At 37.8% G+C, this 21,003-nt stretch carries 18 protein-coding genes; 17 read left to right on the top strand and 1 reads right to left on the bottom strand.

What is annotated here, in order from left to right; all coding sequences use genetic code 11:
- Positions 1 to 11 precede the first annotated feature (11 nt).
- Entirely contained in the window at positions 12 to 917 is a 906-nt protein-coding gene (gene dmeF / locus CWB65_RS13410; RefSeq protein WP_008126916.1) for a CDF family Co(II)/Ni(II) efflux transporter DmeF, read from the bottom strand.
- A gap of 103 nt (positions 918 to 1,020) precedes the next feature.
- Here dmeF and CWB65_RS13405 point away from each other — a divergent pair, with 103 nt between their 5' ends.
- The 17 genes from CWB65_RS13405 to CWB65_RS13325 all read left to right on the top strand — a co-directional run.
- Positions 1,021 to 1,296 (top strand): metal/formaldehyde-sensitive transcriptional repressor, encoded by a 276-nt coding sequence (locus tag CWB65_RS13405; protein WP_024600843.1) that lies wholly within the window; start codon positions 1,021 to 1,023, stop codon positions 1,294 to 1,296.
- A 90-nt stretch (positions 1,297 to 1,386) separates the two neighbouring features.
- A complete protein-coding gene (locus CWB65_RS13400) occupies positions 1,387 to 1,776 on the top strand; it encodes a BlaI/MecI/CopY family transcriptional regulator (RefSeq protein WP_008109165.1) in 390 nt (129 codons plus the stop codon).
- Positions 1,773 to 2,741 carry a M56 family metallopeptidase gene (locus CWB65_RS13395; RefSeq protein WP_008109167.1) on the top strand — a complete coding sequence of 323 codons (969 nt, stop codon included), beginning with the start codon at positions 1,773 to 1,775 and terminating at the stop codon, positions 2,739 to 2,741. The genes CWB65_RS13400 and CWB65_RS13395 overlap by 4 nt, the downstream gene beginning before the upstream one ends.
- Before the next feature lie 34 nt (positions 2,742 to 2,775).
- Positions 2,776 to 4,128, top strand: coding sequence for a TolC family protein (locus CWB65_RS13390; protein WP_024600844.1), 1,353 nt, complete (start codon positions 2,776 to 2,778; stop codon positions 4,126 to 4,128).
- Between the two features lie 2 nt (positions 4,129 to 4,130).
- Positions 4,131 to 5,366, top strand: a complete 1,236-nt coding sequence (locus tag CWB65_RS13385) for an efflux RND transporter periplasmic adaptor subunit (RefSeq protein WP_008109954.1) — start codon at positions 4,131 to 4,133, stop codon at positions 5,364 to 5,366.
- Between the two features lie 9 nt (positions 5,367 to 5,375).
- Entirely contained in the window at positions 5,376 to 8,522 is a 3,147-nt protein-coding gene (locus CWB65_RS13380) for an efflux RND transporter permease subunit (protein ID WP_024600845.1), read from the top strand.
- Complete coding sequence (locus CWB65_RS13375) at positions 8,515 to 9,213, top strand: HupE/UreJ family protein (protein WP_008128610.1); 699 nt, start codon at positions 8,515 to 8,517, stop codon at positions 9,211 to 9,213. Before CWB65_RS13380 ends, CWB65_RS13375 begins: the two co-directional genes overlap by 8 nt.
- Positions 9,214 to 9,270: 57 nt before the next feature.
- Positions 9,271 to 9,825, top strand: coding sequence for a hypothetical protein (locus tag CWB65_RS13370; RefSeq protein ID WP_008109960.1), 555 nt, complete (start codon positions 9,271 to 9,273; stop codon positions 9,823 to 9,825).
- A gap of 48 nt (positions 9,826 to 9,873) precedes the next feature.
- Entirely contained in the window at positions 9,874 to 10,206 is a 333-nt protein-coding gene (locus tag CWB65_RS13365; protein WP_008109964.1) for a DUF6488 family protein, read from the top strand.
- Positions 10,207 to 10,586: 380 nt separating this feature from the next.
- Positions 10,587 to 10,973, top strand: coding sequence for a CopL family metal-binding regulatory protein (locus CWB65_RS13360; RefSeq protein WP_239104490.1), 387 nt, complete (start codon positions 10,587 to 10,589; stop codon positions 10,971 to 10,973).
- Positions 10,974 to 11,121: 148 nt separating this feature from the next.
- A complete protein-coding gene (locus tag CWB65_RS13355; RefSeq protein ID WP_008128607.1) occupies positions 11,122 to 11,646 on the top strand; it encodes a DUF411 domain-containing protein in 525 nt (174 codons plus the stop codon).
- Entirely contained in the window at positions 11,646 to 13,103 is a 1,458-nt protein-coding gene (locus CWB65_RS13350; RefSeq protein ID WP_008113913.1) for a TolC family protein, read from the top strand. Before CWB65_RS13355 ends, CWB65_RS13350 begins: the two co-directional genes overlap by 1 nt.
- A complete protein-coding gene (locus tag CWB65_RS13345) occupies positions 13,103 to 14,917 on the top strand; it encodes an efflux RND transporter periplasmic adaptor subunit (RefSeq protein ID WP_008128605.1) in 1,815 nt (604 codons plus the stop codon). The genes CWB65_RS13350 and CWB65_RS13345 overlap by 1 nt, the downstream gene beginning before the upstream one ends.
- A gap of 18 nt (positions 14,918 to 14,935) precedes the next feature.
- On the top strand, positions 14,936 to 18,073 hold the full coding sequence (locus CWB65_RS13340) for an efflux RND transporter permease subunit (RefSeq protein ID WP_008128603.1): 3,138 nt from the start codon (positions 14,936 to 14,938) through the stop codon (positions 18,071 to 18,073).
- Positions 18,074 to 18,169: 96 nt separating this feature from the next.
- Entirely contained in the window at positions 18,170 to 18,802 is a 633-nt protein-coding gene (locus tag CWB65_RS13335; RefSeq protein ID WP_024596905.1) for a PepSY-associated transmembrane domain-containing protein, read from the top strand.
- The gene (locus CWB65_RS13330) at positions 18,802 to 20,652 is read left to right on the top strand and encodes a 2Fe-2S iron-sulfur cluster-binding protein (RefSeq protein WP_138740774.1); all 1,851 of its coding nucleotides are present in this window, start codon (positions 18,802 to 18,804) and stop codon (positions 20,650 to 20,652) included. Before CWB65_RS13335 ends, CWB65_RS13330 begins: the two co-directional genes overlap by 1 nt.
- Positions 20,653 to 20,684: 32 nt before the next feature.
- Positions 20,685 to 21,003, top strand: a 319-nt coding sequence (locus tag CWB65_RS13325; protein ID WP_138740773.1) for a hypothetical protein, incomplete at its 3' end; no start/stop codon positions are given.

Genomic DNA, 21,003 nt, shown 5'->3' with positions numbered 1-21,003 from the left:
TTGAAAAAACGTTAACTACGTATTTCAATAGAGATATGTGAGAGCTGAGGTAAGAAACTTTTTAAAATAATTTCATATTCTTCTGACTTTAGAGGTTCACCTGATGTCACTTTAAGAATTGCAGCCTGGTGACCTGTCGCTATTTTCCATACATGAATATCGTTGATCACAGTGTTCTTTTTGCTTAATGCATCTGAAATCTTATCGAGAGTTGGCTTTTTCACAGACTTATCTAAAAGAACTTCACTGGATTCCTTAACTAAGCCATAAGACCAACGGAAAATGACTATTGCCCCAACAATCCCCATTAATGGGTCCATCCATAATAAGCCAATATATTTTCCTACTAATAAAGCAACAATGGCTAATAAAGAGGTTAGCGTGTCGGCCAGTACGTGAAAGTAGGCTGCTTTCATATTATGGTCGTGATCATGATGGTGGTGGGGTTCTCCATGGTGATGATGATCATCATGTAGGATAAAAACAGAGGCGACATTGACGACTAAACCTATAATCGCAACAACAATTGCTTCATTAAAATGAATTGATTGTGGTTCTATTAATCGTTGAACAGATTCTATTATCATCATCAATGCAACAATTGCTAAGGCAATAGCACTGGCAAAGCCACCTAAAGAGTTTACCTTGCCTGTTCCAAAGCTAAAGTCCTTATTGTTCGCATGCTTTTTAGCGTAAGAGTATGCAAAAATAGCAATGAGAAATGCCGCAGAGTGAGTTCCCATATGCCATCCATCAGCAAGCAGGGCCATAGAGCCTGACCAAGTTCCAGCGGTAATTTCAAGTACCATAATGACGGTTGTTAACCAAAAAACGAGCTTTACTTTGTTTTCATGGAGCTTACTGTCAATACCAAAATTATGAGAATGTTCCCACTGAATACGACTATCGTTTTTCATTAAATATCCTAAAATATTGCTTCATGCTGTTTATGAATAGCATCTATTTACACTTTGAAATATACTATACCCTAGTATACTACTTATCAAGTAAAGGAAATTTATGTCACATACAATCGCAGGGAAAAAAAAGCTCCTCAGTCGTGTTAGACGAATAAAAGGTCAATCACTCGCTTTAGAAACTGCTTTAGAAGGAGAGCCTAATTGTATGGCTGTTTTACAACAGGTAGCTGCGATTAAAGGTGCGGTTAATGGGCTGATGAAGGAAGTATTAGAAGGTCATTTGAGGGAACATTTAGGTGCAGAGGATATGACAAAAGAGGAACGATTAGAGGAGGTAGAAGATGTTATTTCCATTCTTAAAAGCTACTTAAAATAGAACTCTTAATGAAACAAATCGAAAAACCGATTGCCTCTCGGTTTTTTGTGTGGCACTATCCTATTACTTAAAAAATGGCGATTGAAATTTATGTTACTCGGTGAATTAGAAAAACAAGTTTTAGAATATCTATGGAAAAATCAACCTGCTGATGCCAAGCAGGTGCATAGCTATTTTGAAAAAGACCGAGGCGGATCTCTAAATACCATTCAAAGTACGCTAGAACGCTTGTTTAAAAAAGATTTGTTAAGTAGGGTAAAAAACGGCCACGCTTATCAATACTTTCCAAAAGTTGCAAGGCAAGAGCTGATAGGTCAGTTGATTAAAAGTATTACTCATGATTTTGTTACTGAAGATGAAAATAGTGTTGTTGCTGCTTTCTCTTCTATTTCATCAGATCTAGATGAAAAGCAGCTAGATAAATTGGAAGCAATGATTGAACAACAACGTCAAAAAATACAGAAGAATTCTGAAAAATGATTTATGGCCAATGGGCATTAGTATTTAATTTGCTCACGGTGGGGGTTTTAGCCTTTATCGTGGCTAACATATTTGTCTCAATTACTTTTTGGTTAGTCAAAAGTAAGTTGCAACACTATGCGGTATCAACTCGTAAATCATTATTATGGTTATTAGTGCTTGCTCCGTGGCTGATATCTTTATGTGCCACACTCTTTTTTAGTCCACTATTTCAAAACGGTTCAATATTTGTTTGGTTGACAGACCTTGCTCATTGGCACCATCCTGATATTTTCTATTTTATGAGCTGGCATAGTGCTAGTTTACTTATTTTTACCAGTTTTACTCTGTATATTTTTATACGAAAAATAACTCTTCTTTATCGTAATCATCATCAAATTAATTTGTTACGTGTATTAGGGATTGAAAATAGTAAGCAAGTCTATTTCATTGAATCATCTATACCTACAGCATTCACTGGTGGTGTGTTTAGGCCATCATGCTTTATATCTACGAGTCTTGTCGAGCAAACAACTGCTGATGACATAAAAATAATTATTCAGCATGAGTTAGCTCATGTTCATTATTTTGATCCATTAAAGAAATGGCTTTTCTCATTTTTCTCAGCTTATTTCGCTAATAATGTTAAACAGTTATTGATTTCCATGATGTCGCTATCTATGGAGCAAGCCGCTGATTCTTTTTATGCCGAAAATCAGCAACAATCACATAACGTTGCAAGTACCTTAGTAAAGTTTACTAAATTGGCTGCGAGCTACTCTATTCATCCACAATATAATAGTGAATTATTTGTTCATTTCTGTCGTCATTCTATTGAACAAAGAGTGCTTCATTTGCTTAGTGATAAACAGTTCAGACCATTTCCCACGGGAGGTGTTGTGATTGCAATACCCCTCTTAGTTCTAATTTCAACAACGTCTGTAGATAGCCTACATCACGTTATTGAAACGCTTTTTACTCATTAACCGCTAATTAAAATCTTACTCTAAGGTACTGATAATGAATCTTTATTTTAATATATGCTCTTACAAAAAACCGACTGACGGTCGGTTTTTTGTAAGGATTCGTCGGAATGTTTTATTGGTGCTGATGCCATTCATACCAACAATTGCATTTGCCCAAGAAGTTCCTTTGCAAACGGTTGATTTGCGTTCAGCTATTGCACAGACAATAGATATGCATCCTGAGCTAAAATCATTTGCCATTCAAGCCAAGATGTATTCTGGCTATGCTCAACAGGCAGGGGTTCAATCTAGACCACAAATTGGTTTTACCATTGAAGATGCTTTAGGTACAGGTGAGCACAGCGGCTTTAAGAGTGCACAATCAACACTTTCTATTTCTTGGTTATTAGATGGTGGATTGGTACAGAGTAAAATAAAAGCAGCTAAACAATATGGCTCTACAGTCGCTTTAGAGCGTGAAGTTAAAGCTTTGGATTTAGCTGCACAAACGGCACGTTACTTTATACAAGTTCTTGTCAATAATGAGCGATTGAAGTTAGCTCAATTTAGTCTTAAGCAAGCGAATAATTCATTTGAAGCAATAAGTAAACGCGTAAAAGCAGGGAAGTCCTCTTTAGTAGATAAATTAAAGTCTCAGGCTGAGGTAGCTAATCGTGAGTTGATAGTTGAGGATTTAACTCACGAAGTTGATGCAAGTAAGTACCAATTATTTGCACAATGGGGTGAGCAAATTAAAGGAGTAAATCAAAATAATAGGCATAAGAAAAGTATGATAGTGGGTTCATTATTATCTTTACCAAGTGTAACCAATTTTGATTCTTTATTTACGAAACTTAGACAAACACCTTCAGTGAATCTTTTTGCAACAAAACAACGAATTGCCCAGTCTGAGATAGAGCTTGCACGCATTGAAAGCAAACCATTATGGCAATTTTCAGCAGGCTTACGTCGATATGAAACAACTGATGACTTCGGCTTAGTTGCTGGAATTTCAATTCCTTTTGGTGATGGGAATCGAAATGAAGGAAAAATAAAAGCCTTGCGAGCCTCTCAAAGTCAACTAGAAACAGAGTCGTTAGCGTTAGTTCATAAACTCAATACTCAGTTATATGTTCTTATCGAACAATTGAAGCATAGCCAACATGTCATTCATGCGGTATCTGACAATATTATTCCTGTTTTGGAGCAAGCTTTTAAAGAGGCAGAAAAAGCATATAACGTTGGTAAGTATAGCTATACCGAATGGATGAACACCCAGAAAGCCCTACTCAATGCTCAATCTGATTTGATAGCTGCTTATCAAAATGCACATTTAAACAATATTGAAATTGAACGTTTAACCGGAACGTCCATTTTAACCATTAATAAAGACAAGAAAGAGAAATAATCATGAAACCAACATTTCAAATATTAGCCTTAATAAGCACCGTCTGGCTTGTTAGCATAAGTGCAAGCTTCCCAAGCTTTGCGGTTTCAGAGCCGAAGGTAGAAGAAGCCGAACCTGAAAAAGGTCCCAACCGTGGACGAATGTTGCGTGATGGTGATTTTGCCATTGAACTCTCAATCTTTGAAACAGGCGTCCCTCCTGAATTTCGTGTATGGGCATCAACAGACGGAAAAGCAATTGATCCGTCAGAGGTTGACCTTAATGTAAAGTTGACTAGATTGGGTGATGGCATAGACGATATAAATTTTTACCAAGAAGGCGAATATCTTCGAGGTGACATGGTTATCTATGAACCGCACTCATTTATGGTTTCACTCACTGCAAAATATCAGGGTAAAACCTTCAACTGGCAGTATGACAACTTTGAAGGTCGGACAAAAATTGCTGAAGATGTAGCAAAAGCAATGGAAATCTCGACTGAAATTGTTGGTCCATCAACATTTCATGAAACAGTTCAAGTCTATGGCAAGTTAGTTCTACCTGCTGATGCAACGAGTAATGTTTATGCTCGCTTTGACGGGTTAGTTAAAAAAGTTAATGTAAAGCTAGGAGAGTCAGTTAAGAAAGGTCAATTACTACTCACGGTTGAAAGTAATGAAAGTCTTCAGTCGTACAAAGTCTTTTCTGCTCAAAATGGAATTGTTAGTACCGTTAACGTTACCTCAGGCGAACAATCTAAAGGCCGCTCCCTGCTACAAATTACCAATGATGAAACATTAATTGCCCAGTTAGCTGTTTTTCCAAAAGACTTACCAACCGTGCGTCTTGGTGCAAAAACCACGATAACGATTAATGGTGTTGAAGAAAAGCAGGTGAGTACGGTTGAGAGCCGTATTCTAAAAGTCAGAGATGATCAGGCGAAGCTATTTCGTGTAGTCGTTAATAATGCTGATTCTGCGTTGTCAGAAGGAGCATTTGTTAGTGCCGCGATTGAAATTGGTTCATACGATGTACCTATGGCAGTAAAGCGCAGTGGATTACAAAGCTTCCGCGATTTTACTGTTGTATATGCCAAAGTCGGAGATGAATATGAGGTAAGAATGCTTGAGTTAGGTCGAGCTGTAGGTGAAGAAATTGAAGTGCTAAGTGGTATTTCCTTAGGCACTGAATACGTGACTGAAAATAGTTACATCCTCAAAGCTGATGTTGAAAAGTCTGGCGCTTCACACGACCATTAAGGATTGATTATGCTCGAATATTTACTTAGATTTTCTATCCGTAGAAACTCAATCATTATGCTAGCCGTGCTTGCGTTAGCAGGTTTGGGTATTTGGAATTTTACCAAGTTACCTATTGATGCTGTACCTGACATAACTAATGTGCAAGTCATGATCAATACGGAAGCTCCAGGCTATACGCCACTTGAAGTTGAGCAACGGGTTACTTATCCGTTGGAGACTGCGTTAGCTGGCATACCTAACTTAGTGAGTACAAGATCAGTCTCACGTTATGGGCTGTCACAAGTGACAGCAATCTTTAGCGATGACACGGATATTTATTTTGCAAGACAGCTTGTAAATGAACGATTAGTTTCAGCTAAATCTGATTTGCCGACTGGTTTAGAGCCTGAACTTGGCCCAATTGCAACCGGGTTAGGTGAGATATTCATGTTTACTGTTGATGCTGAGCCTGAGGCACTTAATGATAAAGGTGAACGAATCACGGCTACGGACCTAAGAACTGTACATGACTGGATTATTCGCCCTCAGTTAATGCAAGTGCAAGGCGTAGTTGAAGTTAACCCTATTGGTGGTTTTAAGCGTGAAATATTGATCGCTTTTGAGCCTAAAAAATTATTAGCTTTTGGTGTTACTCAACAAGATGTTATCCAAGCAATTGAAAATAATAATGATAATAAAGGTGCTGGTTTTATAGAAAAAAATGGTGCTCAGTGGCTGCTTCGTATTCCAGGGCAAGCAAAAACGATAAGTGATCTATCTACAATCCCTGTTAAAACGACTGACGGTAGCGTGATCCGTATATCTGACGTTGCCAATGTAAAAGAAGGGAAAGAGTTAAGAACAGGTGCAGCGACACAAAACGGTAGAGAAGTGGTGATGAGCACGGTCTTTATGCTCATCGGGGAAAATAGCCAAAAAGTCGCTAAAGCAGTTGGGTTAAGACTTGAAGAAATAAAACGAAGTTTACCGACAGGTATCACTGTTACTGCTGTTTATGATCGAACTAAGTTAGTTGAAAAAACCCTCGATACGGTAAAAACAAATCTGTTAGAAGGCGCATTGCTCGTTATTGTAGTGCTTTTCCTTCTACTCGGTAATATGCGAGCAGCATTACTTACGGCTGCTGTTATTCCTTTTGCCATGTTAATGACTATCACTGGCATGGTACAAACAAGAGTGAGTGCAAACCTAATGAGTTTAGGAGCACTTGATTTTGGCTTGCTCGTTGATGGTGCAATTATTATCGTTGAGAATTGCATGAGACGACTGAGTGCTGCCTCTTCAAATGGGCGTTCAATGGAGTTAAATGAACGTTTATCACTGGTATTTTATGCGACTAGGGAAGTTATTCGTCCAGCACTATTCGGTGTCTTCATAATTACAGCGGTGTATTTACCTATTTTTGCACTTACAGGTGTTGAAGGGAAAATGTTCCATCCTATGGCCATTACTGTCGTGATTGCTTTGTGTTGTGCAATGCTTCTATCTATCACTTTTGTACCTGCTGCAATCGCTATTTTATTTAAAGGCCCAGTGAAAGAAAAAGAAAATATTATCATGAAATCATCACTTGCGGTGTATCGTCCTACGTTAACTTTTGCGCTTAAAATTCGTTGGTTTGTCGTGATGTTAGCTGTTGCACTTGTTGGTTATGCAGGATTTTCCGTAAATAAATTAGGGAGTGAGTTTGTACCTAACTTAGATGAAGGTGATATTGCTATGCATGCCTTACGTATTCCAGGTACATCACTAACACAAGCCGTTGCACTTCAAAAAGTTTTAGAAGAAAAAATTACGCAGATGCCTGAAGTAGAACGTGTATTTGCAAAAATTGGTACAGCAGATGTTGCCACTGATGCTGTTCCTCCAAGTGTTGCTGATAATTTTATTATATTAAAACCACGTAGTGAATGGCCTGAACCTACAAAAGCTAAAGCCCAATTTGTAGAAGAGTTAGCAGCAGTAGTAGAACCCATTCCCGGTAACAGATATGAGTTCCTTCAACCAATACAAATGCGTTTTAATGAGCTACTTGCAGGTGTAAGAGCTGAACTTGCCATTAAAGTATTTGGTGATGACTTTGAAACACTAACGGCATTAGGTAAAAGCATTAACACGGCCATTGCTAACGTTGAAGGAATTGCTGATGTTCAAGTTGAACAAACAACAGGTTTGCCGATGCTTACGATCAATCCTAATCACGAGCAATTAGCAAAATATGGCGTTAGCATTAAAACCCTACAAGATCAGCTTGCTACGGCCTTAGGTGGAACAAGCGCTGGTAAATTTTATGAAGGTGATCGAAGAGCAGACATTGTTGTTCGTCTTCCTGAAAACCTTAGAAGTGATGTTGATTCGTTGGCTCACTTACCCATACAAATACAAGCTGACCAGTATGTACCTTTGCAAGAAGTTGCTGAACTTGAATTAGTAGAAGGGGCAAACCAGGTTAATAGGGAAAATGGTAAACGTAGAGTTGTTGTTACCGCCAATGTTAGGGGAAGAGATTTAGGTTCTTTCGTTAAAGATATTCAAGCTTCAATAGAGAGTTCAGTTGAAGTGCCTTCAGGGTACTGGATTGAATATGGTGGCACTTATCAGAAGCTTCAATCTGCTTCTAAAAGGCTATCAATTGTCGTGCCTATTACACTGATCATGATCATTGGCTTATTATTCTTAGCACTTGGCTCTTTCAAAGATTCAATGATCATCTTTACGGGGGTTCCTTTAGCGTTGACTGGCGGTATTTTCGCTTTATTAATACGGGATATTCCCTTTTCAATTTCGGCAGCCGTTGGCTTTATCGCATTGTCAGGCATAGCAATATTAAATGGTTTAGTTATGGTGTCCTTTATCAGAGAACTTCGACGAGAAGGTGTTGCATTAGATACCGCCATTATTGATGGTGCGCTGACTAGACTTCGACCCGTATTAACTACAGCGCTGGTTGCATCGCTAGGCTTTGTACCAATGGCGCTTAACACAGGAATTGGCTCAGAAGTGCAACGCCCACTTGCTACAGTGGTCATTGGTGGGATTATATCATCAACAATTTTAACGCTATTTGTGCTTCCTGCTTTATATCGTTTATTACATAGCCACAAAGAAATCTTTACTAAAACACCCCACACAAAGGAAACTGTTAATGTTTAATTATTCCCAGCGATACGGCTTAATCAGCCTTATCGCTCTAATTTCCATATTGTTGCCCGTGGGAGCATTTGCTCATGGCGTAGATGAAACAACGCGTGCTTTTTTACAAAGCAATACTGGAGTGCAGATCATTCCATTTTTATATATAGGTGCAAAACATATGGTTACTGGGTATGACCACCTATTGTTCCTCGTCGGTGTGTTGTTCTTTTTATATAAGAGTCGTGATGTCTTGCTCTATGTCAGTATGTTTACCTTAGGGCACAGCCTAACATTACTTTTTGGCGTTATTAATGACATTCAGGTAAATGCTTATTTAATCGATGCCATTATTGGACTTTCTGTTGTCTACAAAGGTTTTGATAACTTAGGCGGCTTTAAGAAAACAATAGGTTTTACGCCTAATCCCAAAACTGCGGTACTGATTTTTGGCTTATTTCATGGTTTTGGTTTAGCTACTAAACTTCAAGAATTTCAATTACCGTCAGACGGATTAATTGCCAATTTAATTGCTTTTAATGTTGGTGTTGAATTGGGGCAGTTCAGTGCATTAGCATTTATTTTATTATTGATAAACTACTGGCGAAAGCACAATAGTTTTAATCGCTTTGCGACCAATACCAACTGCTTATTGATGAGTGCTGGGTTTATGTTGATTGGCTTTCAATTAACAGGCTACTTTATCAGCTAAACGAAATTTTACAGTCAGTTAATTAACGAAAATAAAGAATTAAGAGAAGAGAAAAACATGCAACAAACTAACACTCAAGCAGTAAATACGCAGGAAGTAACATTGACCAATAGTAAATTACTTAAATACACAATATTTAGTTTTGTTTTTGCTGTTATCACATTAATCACAGTGATATTGCCAGCAGAATATAATATTGACCCAACGGGCATGGGTAATAAGCTTGGTTTAACCGTATTTAATAATGCACAAGCAACGACTTCAACTGAGCCATCAACTACCACGAGTAAGGCTACCACTGAAACAATTGAGGTTGTTGTTCCTGCGGGAAGAGGCGTTGAATACAAATTTACGATGGAGCAATATCAAAAGTTGACTTATGAATGGATAACCGATGGCTCTGTTTTGTATTTCGATTTACATGGTGAGCCAAAAGGGGACACCACTGGGTATTTTGAAAGTTATGCCATAGCAACATCAGATGAAATGAAGGGGAGCTTTACCGCACCATTTGAAGGCTCACACGGTTGGTATTGGAAGAACACCTCAGATGCTCCTGTAAAGGTCCAATTAATAGTTAATGGTGAATATGTTGAGCATGGACTCAAATAATCATCTTTTATTATCAGTGTTTATTTAGAAAGTTTAGTGGAGTCATAAATGAAAAATTTAATCGTAATGCTATTTGTCGGTTTAATGTTAAATACAGGAATAGCATTTGCGCATGGTGATCACAAAATGATCAGTGCAAAAGACGCGATACAAGTAGCCATCAAAGTAACGCAGAAACTCACCTTTAAGGATTTGGGCTACAAGGTTGGTAAGTTAGATGAAAGTTGGAAGGCTCTAACTACGGAAGAATTTAAGCTATATGCAGCTCAGGATAATCGCTACAAAGTCAGTGCATTTAATAAAGACAACAATAAAGTAATTTATTTCTTGATGACGATGAGTGGTGAATTGCTACAGGTTAACTCAGAAGCTAAGTTTTGAATTGTAATATTAAAAACATACATGAGCACAGAGAAATTATTTTCAGAGATTATTATGTTTAGACGTTAAGCTTCAATTTATTGGATTGTTATAAACCTCAAAGTATATTTTAAGTCGCTGACTACACTTGGCAGGCATTGATGGTTATGAATTAGTTCACGTAATGAAAACTATCTGTAAACTTTTGAGAGGGAAATATTTTAGAAGCATCAAATATCTATGATAATCGTAGTCTTATGATCGGATATTAAAGACTTTAATAGAATTAATGTTTTCTTGTAAGTGGCTACCAAGTCATTCACTTTTTTAAAATTAATTTGTTGAAAAATAGAGCTTGTTATGCGATTATGTAATTAATTGAAATATTTTGTTGGTTAGCTGTGAATTCTAATTTCTCTAAAACATTAATGGTACTGCTAGTCTGTTTGACCTTTGTTGGTCAAGCGGTTGCGTCTACTGTTATGTCTTATCATATGATGAGTATGAAGGGAAATAGTGGGCAGGAGCAAATGCAAAATATGTCAATGATGGACCATAGTGACCATTCAATGATGAGTCATTCATCTGATGATTCAGATGAAGCAGAAGATGACTGTTGTGTGAAAAGTTGTAGTTGTTTTACTGGGGGTTGCTCAAGTATCGCTACACTAATGAAAGACACAGGTGACAGTCTCTTTATTGATTTATCATCAAAAATATTCTCATATTCAAACTTGGCTCAAAGTCAATCATCATCATCTCTATATAGACCTCCAATACTAAGCTAAATACAGAATAATTGTGCCTAAAATTTGGCTCACTTATATGAAAATTATCTGTATTAGGCTTTTTGATCTCTGCGTTTAAGTATTTTTAAGCAAAATCAAGAATAACCTAATCAATTCAAATATTAATTGATATCCCTTTGGGGGGGTTATGTTTTCCAAAAAATTCACGTTAAAGGCTGTTGCAGCCTTTACTTTAGTCATTGCTATTGCAAGTTGTTCAAAAGAAGAAGTTTCAGTGACTTCATCTAAAACACAAAATGCTAAACCTCATCCTATTCTTTTAGAGGTTTATAAGAGTCCTACATGTGGTTGCTGCAAAAAATGGGTTAGCCATATAAATGAGCAAGGGTTCGAATCAAAAGTTCATAATTATCAAAGCTTTACAGCGGTTAAAGAAGAGAAAGGAATAGAGCCTCGATACCGTTCTTGTCATACCGCTATATCAAAAGATGGTTATGCATTTGAAGGGCATGTTCCTGCCAAATTTATTCATAAATTTTTAAAAGAAAAACACTCTGACGATGTTATTGGATTATCTGTTCCTGCAATGCCAGCGGGAACTCCCGGTATGGAAGTAGGTGATAAATTTCAACCTTATAAAGTGTTATTACTTAAGAAAGGGGGCGCTTATGAGGTCTATGCTAGCGTTCAATCTTATGAGGAGCAGTTTTAATGAATAAATTTAAAAATATCAGAAGTTTAAGCGTGAAATACTGTGCGGGTATGTTAGCTCTTACAGTGCTAACTGCAAATTCTGCTGATATTCCTACTATTACTTCTAGTTCAGCCTTAACTTTTGAGAAAGCTATCAAGTCTGCGCAGAAGAATGATCCATGGTTAACGGGAAATGTTCATAAGCAAAATGCTATTGAAGCGATGAGTACAGCCGTAGGCACGTTACCAGATCCGAAAGTATCTATAGGGTTAGCCAATTTACCTACAGATGGCTTTGATTTTGGACAAGAGGGAATGACACAAGCGAAAGTTGGCATATCTCAAATGTTTCCTCGTGGGGATACATTGTTGATTAAACGAGAACAACTCAAGATTGAAAGTGAATCATTCCCGTATCAACGAAAAGATCGAGAGTCCAAAGTAGCTGTTACTGTTGGTAGCCTTTGGTTGGATGCATACAGAGTTCAAGAAAGTATTGCTTTAATTGAAAAAAACAGAACACTTTTTGAACAGTTAGCGGATGTTGCTGAAGCAAGTTATTCGTCTACTTTAGGTAAAACAAGGCAGCAAGATATTGTAAGAGCGCAATTGGAGCTTACAAGATTAGAAGATCGTTTAGATGTCTTAGGACAACAACAAAACCGCTTTGAAGGTATGTTGTCTCAATGGTTAACAGAGTTTTCTATAGAGAAAAGTTCTCAAAGTGAAACTTATGTAGACGATGATTTTAACCTTCATAATATCGTTTTGACTAAGCAATTACCTCAAATTGACCTAGTAAATAGCAATATAGTTCTTACAGATAGCTGGTTACGCCCTAGTGAACTGGCAAAGTATATTGCTAACCACCCTTCACTTGTCGCAGTTGAAAAGAAAATTAAATCAACAAAAACTGGAATTAAATTGGCAAAGCAAAAATACAAACCTGAGTGGGGAGTTAATGCTAGTTATGGTTACCGTGATGATGATCCAATGGGAAATAGTCGAGCGGACTTGTTCTCTGTAGGGGTTACTTTTGACTTGCCGCTTTTTACAGATAATAGACAGGACAAAGAAGTTAAGTCAGCTATTTCAAAAACAGAAGCTATAAAAACTGAAAAATTATTATTGATGAGGAAATTGCTCGCATCATACTCCAGTGCAAAAGGGCGCTTACTTCGATTGAAAGATAGACAGAACTTATACAAAGACAAGCTACTGCCTCAAATCCATGATCAAGCTGAAGCTTCGCTAACAGCCTACACCAATGATGATGGTGACTTTGCCGAAGTAGTTCGCTCACGAATCGCTGTATTAAATGCGGAAATAGATGAGTTAACGCTTAATGTCGAAGAGCAGAAATTATTACTAGAACTTAATTACCTTTTTATAGGCAGCATAGATCCTGTCGTTAGTAACAATAATATGAATTTATCAAATAATAGTGGTTTCACTGTTATTTCGGGAGAAGAATAATGAACAACAATATTAAGCCAATAGTAATTGGCATGGTTATCGGTGGCTTTTTAACATTTGGGGTTTATAGTTTTATGGCCCCGACAAATAGTGGGGAAGCAAGCTCTGTTGTAACGGCTGAAAAGAAGCCGCTTTATTGGGTAGCTCCAATGGACGCGAACTACAAAAGAGATAAGCCAGGGAAGTCACCAATGGGTATGGATTTAGTACCTGTTTACGACGATGGTGGTAAAGGACCTGATGAAGGTCCCGGAACAATTCGTATCTCTCCTGATGTTGTAAATAACCTCGGTGTAAGAACAGCAATAGTTAGTTATAAATCATTGCACACTGAAATAAATACAGTCGGTTATGTTGCTTATGATGAAGATAAGTTAGTTCATATCCATCCACGAGTACAAGGATGGATTGAAAAGCTATATGTTAAGGCTATTGGAGATCCTGTTAAGAAGGGGCAACCCCTTTATGAAATTTATTCCCCAGAATTAGTTAATGCCCAAGAAGAATTATTATTGGCATTAGATCGTAAAAATAGCCGATTAATTAGTGCTGCTGAAAATCGATTGTCAGCATTACAACTTCCAAAATCATCAATAGTAAAACTTAAGAAAACAAAGAAAGTACAGCAAACAATTACTTTTTATTCTCCACAAAATGGCGTGGTGGAAAATTTAAAAATACGTGAAGGATTTTTTGTTAAGCCTGGCTCTACTTTAATGTCAATTGGTGATTTATCGGAAGTGTGGGTTGAAGCTGAAGTCTTTGAACGCCAAGCGGGTCAAGTCAAAACAGGCACCCCAGTAACCATGACTCTTGATTACTTACCAGGAAAAACATGGCAAGGAAAAGTTGATTATATTTACCCAACACTAGATGCAAAAACTCGTACTGTGAAAGTACGTCTTCGTTTTAAAAATGAAGAAGGCGAATTCAAACCAAATATGTTTGCTCAAATTGCGATTCACACAACAGGTGACGAACAAGCTTTATTAATCCCTAAAGAAGCACTTATTAGAACAGGAAACCAAGATAGAGTTGTTCTCGCCTTAGGTGAGGGGAGTTTTAAATCGGTTGCAGTATCTGTAGGTCGATACGATAGCGAAAGTGTTGAGATACTTGAAGGGGTGCGTGATGGGGAAAAAGTTGTTAGTTCTGCACAGTTCTTATTAGATTCAGAATCGAGTAAGTCTTCAGACTTCAAGCGAATGAATAGCGATGTTGATGAAGCGGATGCTTCAATGCCTTCTTCTGTTTGGGTTCAAGCTAGTATCGAGAGCATGATGGCAGATCATAAAATGTTAACTTTAGCTCATGAGGCGATACCTGAATGGGAATGGCCAGAAATGACGATGGATTTCATCGCATCGGACAGTGTCGATTTCTCATTACTTAGTGAAGGGATGAGTTTACATGTTGAAGTGACAAAAGAAGATAATGGTGATTATAAAATTAGCAACATCCATGTTCCTGACGACATGAGTGAAAGTGATACAAGCCAAGTAACTGAAGAAGTGGCAGATGACTCGTCAGCGACAGTTACTGGAACAATTAACTCGTTAATGATCGATCATGGAATGGTGAACATTAGTCGAACTGCTATTGAAAAATGGGGACGACCTGCGGCTACTTTAGATTTCATTACAGGGCACAATGTTAGCCTTGAAGGACTTTCTGAGGGGATGGAAGTTAAGTTTACTTTTGAAGTGCGTGGTGAACATTTTGTAATTTTTGAAATTGCCCCACTAGGGCAAGGTGATGAACAGGGTGAAACTTCTAGATTAGAAGCACCTGTTGTTGATCATTCAAACCACTAATATAGGAGTTAGATTATTATGATTGCTTCTATAATACGTTGGTCCGTTGGTAATCGATTTTTTGTATTACTCGCTACCTTTTTACTCGTAGGCATTGGTTTATATTCTGTTAATAAAACGCCTATTGATGCACTGCCTGATTTATCTGATGTGCAAGTAATTATTAAAACAAGTTACCCTGGTCAAGCCCCACAAGTTGTTGAAGACCAGGTTACCTATCCGATGACTACTGCCATGCTGTCAGTTCCTGGCGCAGTGACTGTTCGAGGTTATTCTTTTTTTGGTGACTCTTACGTGTATGTCATCTTTGATGAAGATACAGATTTGTATTGGGCGCGTTCGCGAGTACTTGAATATTTAAGTCAAGTAGCCCCTAGCTTACCCAGCAATGCACGACCGCAATTAGGACCTGATGCTACAGGCGTAGGTTGGGTATATTTATACGCCTTAGTTGATAAAACGGGTCAACAAGACTTAAGTCAATTGCGCAGTTTACAAGATTGGTTTTTAAAATATGAATTGCAAACTGTCCCTGGCGTATCAGAAGTTACTGCACTTGGCGGTATGGTTAAGCAATACCAAGTAAGAATTAATCCTGAAAAATTAAGAGCATTTGGGATCCCTCTTTCACATATTCAAATGGCTATTAAGCAAGGTAACCAAGAGATCGGGGCATCTGTTGTTGAAATGGCAGAAGCCGAGTACATGGTTAGAGCAACTGGTTATCTCAAAAGTGTTGAAGATTTAGAGAATATACCTTTAGGAGTAAATGAAAATGGCACACCTCTATTACTAAAAGATGTTGCAGATATTGGGACTGGCCCACAAATGCGTCGAGGTATCGCTGAGCTTAACGGTGAAGGAGAAACTGTTGGTGGTATCGTCGTTATGCGCTTTGGAGAAAATGCTCAGCAAGTCATTAATGGTGTTAAAGAAAAGCTAGAGCAACTAAAGAAAGGCTTACCTGAAGGGGTTGAAATTGTTCCTGTTTATGATCGCTCTGCATTAATTGAAAGGGCTGTTGATAACTTAGCTTATAAGCTATTAGAAGAATTTGGCGTTGTGGCGCTAGTTTGTATCATTTTCTTATTTCATGTCCGCTCGTCACTAGTCGCCATTGTGAGTTTACCTGTAGGGATATTGACGGCATTTATCGTTATGCATATGCAAGGTCTTAATGCGAATATTATGTCGCTAGGAGGAATTGCAATTGCGATTGGTGCCATGATCGACGGTGCTATTGTAATGATAGAAAATATGCACAAGCACATGGAAAAAACACCGTTAACTAATGAAAACCGCTGGAAAATAGTAGTGGAGTCGGCCAGTGAAGTTGGTCCTGCTCTATTCTTTAGCTTGTTAATTATTACGGTGAGTTTTGTTCCTGTTTTTACCTTGGAAGCTCAAGAGGGGCGAATGTTTGCTCCGCTTGCCTTTACTAAAACGTATGCGATGGCAGCATCAGCGGCATTAGCGATTACATTAGTCCCTGTACTGATGGGGTATTTTATAAGGGGTAAGGTTTTACCTGAGCATAAAAACCCGGTGAATCGCTTTTTAACCTTTATCTATATGCCTGCTCTAAAAACGGTATTACGTTTTCCAAAGACAACTTTAGTAGCAGCATTGGCAGTTCTTGCTATTGGTATATATCCACTTGACAAGATTGGTAGTGAATTTATCCCTCCACTTGATGAAGGTGACTTAATGTATATGCCTACAACTTATCCTGGTATTTCGATAGGGCAAGCACGTCAACTGTTACAACAAACGGATAAGCTGATTAAAACAGTTCCAGAAGTTAAAACTGTGTTTGGTAAAGTAGGTAGAGCGGAAACTGCTACTGATCCAGCGCCTTTAACAATGATTGAAACTTTTATTCAATTAAAGCCTCGTTCAGAGTGGCGAGAAGGTGTTACTACTGAGAGTTTGAAAAAAGAGCTAGATGGTTTAGTTAAGCTCCCTGGGGTAACTAATGCGTGGGTGATGCCAATAAAAACACGTATTGATATGTTAGCTACGGGTATTAAGACACCTGTTGGTATTAAAGTCGCAGGACCTGACTTATCGGTAATTCAGGACATCGGCAAACAATTAGAAGTTATTTTGAAAGATGTACCTGGAACAGCATCAGTATATTCAGAGCGTGTAGCTGGTGGGCGTTACGTTAAAGTTGATATACAACGCGCTAAAGCAGCTCGTTATGGTTTAAATATTAGCGAAATTCAGCAGGTTGTTGCTACGGCCATTGGTGGTATGAATGTCACCAAAACTGTTGAAGGCTTAGAACGCTATCCAGTGAGTTTACGTTACCCACAAGACTATCGTGATTCGCCTGAAACATTATCTTTGCTACCAATAGTGACACCAAATGGGCAAAGGATCTCATTAGGCGATGTTGCGAATGTGCTCGTTGAAGACGGCCCTCCGGGAATAAAGTCAGAAAATGCAAGATTAAATGGTTGGGCATTTGTAGACATTGAAGGTGTGGATGTTGGTAGTTACGTTGTTGATGCACAAAAGGTTGTTGAAGATAAGCTAAAACTTCCTGCTGGCTACTCAATTGCGTGGGCTGGTCAATATGAGTATATGCAACGTGCCAAAGCTAAATTGACTTATGTAGTGCCGTTAACCTTGTTCATTATTATTATTCTACTTTATCTGAACTTCAGAAATGTTATTGAAGTGGCAATGATCATGGGAACTCTACCTTTGGCTATGGTGGGTAGTATTTGGTTGATGTATATCCAAGGCTACAACTTCTCTGTCGCTGTAGGTGTTGGTTTTATCGCGCTAGCGGGGGTTGCTGTTGAGATAGGTGTGATTATGTTGGTTTATTTGAATCAGGCTTATCACGAAATGATTAATGATCATCAGTCAAAGGATATTTCAACAACGAAGGCTGATGTCCTTCAAGCGGTGTTACATGGTGCAGGCTTACGTGTACGTCCTGTCATGATGACCGCAGCAGCTATAATCGTTGGCTTATTGCCAATATTATATGGCACAGGTACTGGTTCTGAAGTGATGAGTCGTATTGCAGCACCTATGGTTGGTGGAATGCTAAGTGCGGTGATTTTAACTTTACTTGTTCTACCTGCATTATTTTATTTGTGGCGTTCGTCATCGATTAAAAATGTTTCGAGCAAGGCATAGAGCATGAAAACGTTGAAGGTTAGCCGGAAACTTCATCGGTGGTTGATGTTGTTTTTAGGCTTGCAGTTTTTGATTTGGTCGATATCAGGTGCCTATATGGTTATTTTTGATATTGACTATATTCATGGTGATAGTTTGGTGGTTAATCACCAAGCTAAAGTTAATGTGGATGAAATTACTTACCCATTATCTGCATTAGCTAAGCAATATCCTGACGCAAAAAACATTGCCGTAGAAGTTTTTATAGACCAAGCCGTTTATCGTTTTACAGAGCATGACGAAAAATATGTTGTAAATGCTAGTAATGGGGAGAAGATTTCTCCCTTAAACAAAGTCGTAGCTATTAGCGCTGCAAAACACTATTACAGTGGTGATGGTGCGGTCCTTGAGTCTGAATTGATTACAGAAAATCCACCGTTTGAATTAAGCCGTCGAGCATTACCTGCTTGGCGGGTTAACTTTGATGATTTTGGCAGTCCGTCGATATATGTTTCAGCTCAAACAGGAAAGCTTGTCAGTAAGCGACATGAATTTTGGCGAATCTTTGATTTGATGTTTAGTTTGCATGTCATGGATTACGAAGAAGAAGATCCAAGTAATAAACTACTTTTTTGGTTCACACTTTTTTCTATTTTTGCGGCAATTACTGGTGGTGTATTGAGTTACTTTGTTATTTTCAAAAACAGAGTAAAAAATACATTAGATAAAAGTATGGGAGTAGCTAGATAATGTTATTCCTTAAAAAGCTACATAAGTGGCTATCCTTGTTGGTTGGCCTACAACTACTAGTATGGTTAGGAACAGGCTTATATTTTAATTTGATGGATCATCAAAAGGCTTCAGGAAATCAATATAAACAAACTCCCGTTGTTGCCCAAGTTGATATTAATAGGTTAGTTGAACCACAACTTGTCTTATCTCAATCAAAACAAGTCGTATCGTTAAAACAAATATCACTATTAGAGCACCCTTACTATTTGTTAACTCATAATAAAGGTTTATATAGCCATTTTGACAATGACTACTCTTTGGTTGATGCGTACACCGCTGAGCCAGTCGTTATTGATGAAACTATGGTTAGAAAACTGGCCCAATCTTCCTACAATGGTAAAGGTGTGATTAAAAATGCAGTTAAATTATCACCTCCATATGAAGATATACCTCGTGAGCAAAATGAAGTGTGGCAAGTTAACTATGCTGATTATATTCAAACTAGCGTTTATATTGATGCTGGTTCTGGTCGAATAATTAAACATAGTAATGATGATAAACGGTTTGTTGATATTTTCTTTATGCTTCACTTTATGGATTATGGCACTGAAGGAAGCTTCAATAATGTTCAAATCATTTTATTTTCTCTTTTCACGCTTTTCTTTTCCTTAACTGGTTTTATCTGGACTATTGAGCTGCTCTTTAATGGTCAATACAAAGTTCGCTTTGGCAACAAAAGTCGAACTTTGGCGCTATTTGATAAAGATCTGGAGCCTATCGGGGAATTCGATTTAGCTACTAATACCAACTTACTTGACGGTTTAATTGATCATGATATTGCTTTGTCATCAACCTGTGGCGGTGGCGGTACTTGTGGCCAATGTAAAGTACGTCTTGATAGCAGTGTCAAAGTCACTTCAGCAGAGCATGTACTTTTAACAAAGGAACAATTGCAACAAGGTTACAGATTGGCTTGTCAACATGATGCAACAGAAACTAAGAGGTTAACATTAATTGATGTTACTAAAGCCAAAAAATACCTTCTTGAATTAACGCATAGTGAGTTTATTAGTCCCTATATAAAAGAGTTGCGTTTTAAAGTGCTTGGTGGTGAGAGATTAAAATTCAAAGCAGGTGCTCATCTTCGCTTCTATATACCACCAGCTAAAGGAGTATCTATACCAGCGCGTCTTCCTGACGCTTTCAAATACCATTGGCGTGATATTGAGTATTTAGAGTATGAGCATCAAGCTTGTAGTCGAAGCTATTCTCTAGCTAATGGTGATGGGCAGATTGAAGCTGGTACTAACGAGTTAAAGTTTACCGTCAAAATTCAAAATGCTCCAAATAAAAGTATATATCCCGGTGTAGGTTCTAGCTACATATGCAATTTGGGGCTAGGGCAAACAATAGAAGCGGCTGGTCCATTTGAAGATTTTCACGCTAAACCTTCAAGTAATAAAACAATGATTCTTATCGGAGCAGGCTCTGGAATGGCACCATTGAAATCATTGATTGAAGAGCAATTGTGCTTCTACCAAAAAGAAAGAAAGGAAACTAGAGGTATCTATTTTTTCTATGGTGCTAGAACTGAGGAGGACTTGTTATATAAAGATGAGCTTTACAGGCTTTCTAGAAAATATCCAAACTTTTTTTACTACCCTGTTTTGTCTAGGCCGCATAAGAACTGGTCAGGAGCAAAGGGGTATGTTCAAGATTTACTCACATCAAATATTAACAAAATTTGTCAAATTGATGGTGTTGAATTTTATCTATGCGGCCCACCGAATATGATGTCAGCAACGATAAATCTTTTGAAAACTAAGAATGTTGATGCAACTAATATTGCATTCGATGAATTTACTTAAATTAAACTTAATCACTAACGTAGGAGAGAACCATGAAAACTAACTTTATTAAAACTGTAGGCAAAATCGCTTTGATATTAGTACCAGCAATTACTTTATCAATGAATGCATCCGCTCATGATCCGAAAATGCATGCAAAAAAAGCAGAAAAAGCTGATTGTAGCAAAATGGATCATAGCAAGATGGATATGAAAGACCCTGTTGCAGTTGCAATGATGAAAAAGTGTATGAAGCAATCAAAATCTTCAATGGAGAAAATGGATCACAGCAAAATGAAAGAAATGGATCACAGTAAAATGAAAGAAATGGATCACAGTAAAATGAAAGAAATGGATCACAGTAAAATGAAAT

The sequence above is a fragment of the Pseudoalteromonas sp. S554 genome (assembly GCF_005930865.1).
GTDB lineage: Bacteria > Pseudomonadota > Gammaproteobacteria > Enterobacterales > Alteromonadaceae > Pseudoalteromonas > Pseudoalteromonas marina.
Note: the sequence above shows the minus strand (reverse complement) of the source record. Positions and strands in the feature narration are given on the sequence as shown.

What these genes read in the sequence shown, in the direction of transcription:
- dmeF (WP_008126916.1), bottom strand. Translation starts at nt 917, where the DNA reads ATGAAAAACGATAGTCGTATTCAGTGGGAACATTCTCATAATTTTGGT.
- CWB65_RS13405 (WP_024600843.1), top strand. Translation starts at nt 1,021, where the DNA reads ATGTCACATACAATCGCAGGGAAAAAAAAGCTCCTCAGTCGTGTTAGA.
- CWB65_RS13400 (WP_008109165.1), top strand. Translation starts at nt 1,387, where the DNA reads ATGTTACTCGGTGAATTAGAAAAACAAGTTTTAGAATATCTATGGAAA.
- CWB65_RS13395 (WP_008109167.1), top strand. Translation starts at nt 1,773, where the DNA reads ATGATTTATGGCCAATGGGCATTAGTATTTAATTTGCTCACGGTGGGG.
- CWB65_RS13390 (WP_024600844.1), top strand. Translation starts at nt 2,776, where the DNA reads ATGAATCTTTATTTTAATATATGCTCTTACAAAAAACCGACTGACGGT.
- CWB65_RS13385 (WP_008109954.1), top strand. Translation starts at nt 4,131, where the DNA reads ATGAAACCAACATTTCAAATATTAGCCTTAATAAGCACCGTCTGGCTT.
- CWB65_RS13380 (WP_024600845.1), top strand. Translation starts at nt 5,376, where the DNA reads ATGCTCGAATATTTACTTAGATTTTCTATCCGTAGAAACTCAATCATT.
- CWB65_RS13375 (WP_008128610.1), top strand. Translation starts at nt 8,515, where the DNA reads ATGTTTAATTATTCCCAGCGATACGGCTTAATCAGCCTTATCGCTCTA.
- CWB65_RS13370 (WP_008109960.1), top strand. Translation starts at nt 9,271, where the DNA reads ATGCAACAAACTAACACTCAAGCAGTAAATACGCAGGAAGTAACATTG.
- CWB65_RS13365 (WP_008109964.1), top strand. Translation starts at nt 9,874, where the DNA reads ATGAAAAATTTAATCGTAATGCTATTTGTCGGTTTAATGTTAAATACA.
- CWB65_RS13355 (WP_008128607.1), top strand. Translation starts at nt 11,122, where the DNA reads ATGTTTTCCAAAAAATTCACGTTAAAGGCTGTTGCAGCCTTTACTTTA.
- CWB65_RS13350 (WP_008113913.1), top strand. Translation starts at nt 11,646, where the DNA reads ATGAATAAATTTAAAAATATCAGAAGTTTAAGCGTGAAATACTGTGCG.
- CWB65_RS13345 (WP_008128605.1), top strand. Translation starts at nt 13,103, where the DNA reads ATGAACAACAATATTAAGCCAATAGTAATTGGCATGGTTATCGGTGGC.
- CWB65_RS13340 (WP_008128603.1), top strand. Translation starts at nt 14,936, where the DNA reads ATGATTGCTTCTATAATACGTTGGTCCGTTGGTAATCGATTTTTTGTA.
- CWB65_RS13335 (WP_024596905.1), top strand. Translation starts at nt 18,170, where the DNA reads ATGGTTATTTTTGATATTGACTATATTCATGGTGATAGTTTGGTGGTT.
- CWB65_RS13330 (WP_138740774.1), top strand. Translation starts at nt 18,802, where the DNA reads ATGTTATTCCTTAAAAAGCTACATAAGTGGCTATCCTTGTTGGTTGGC.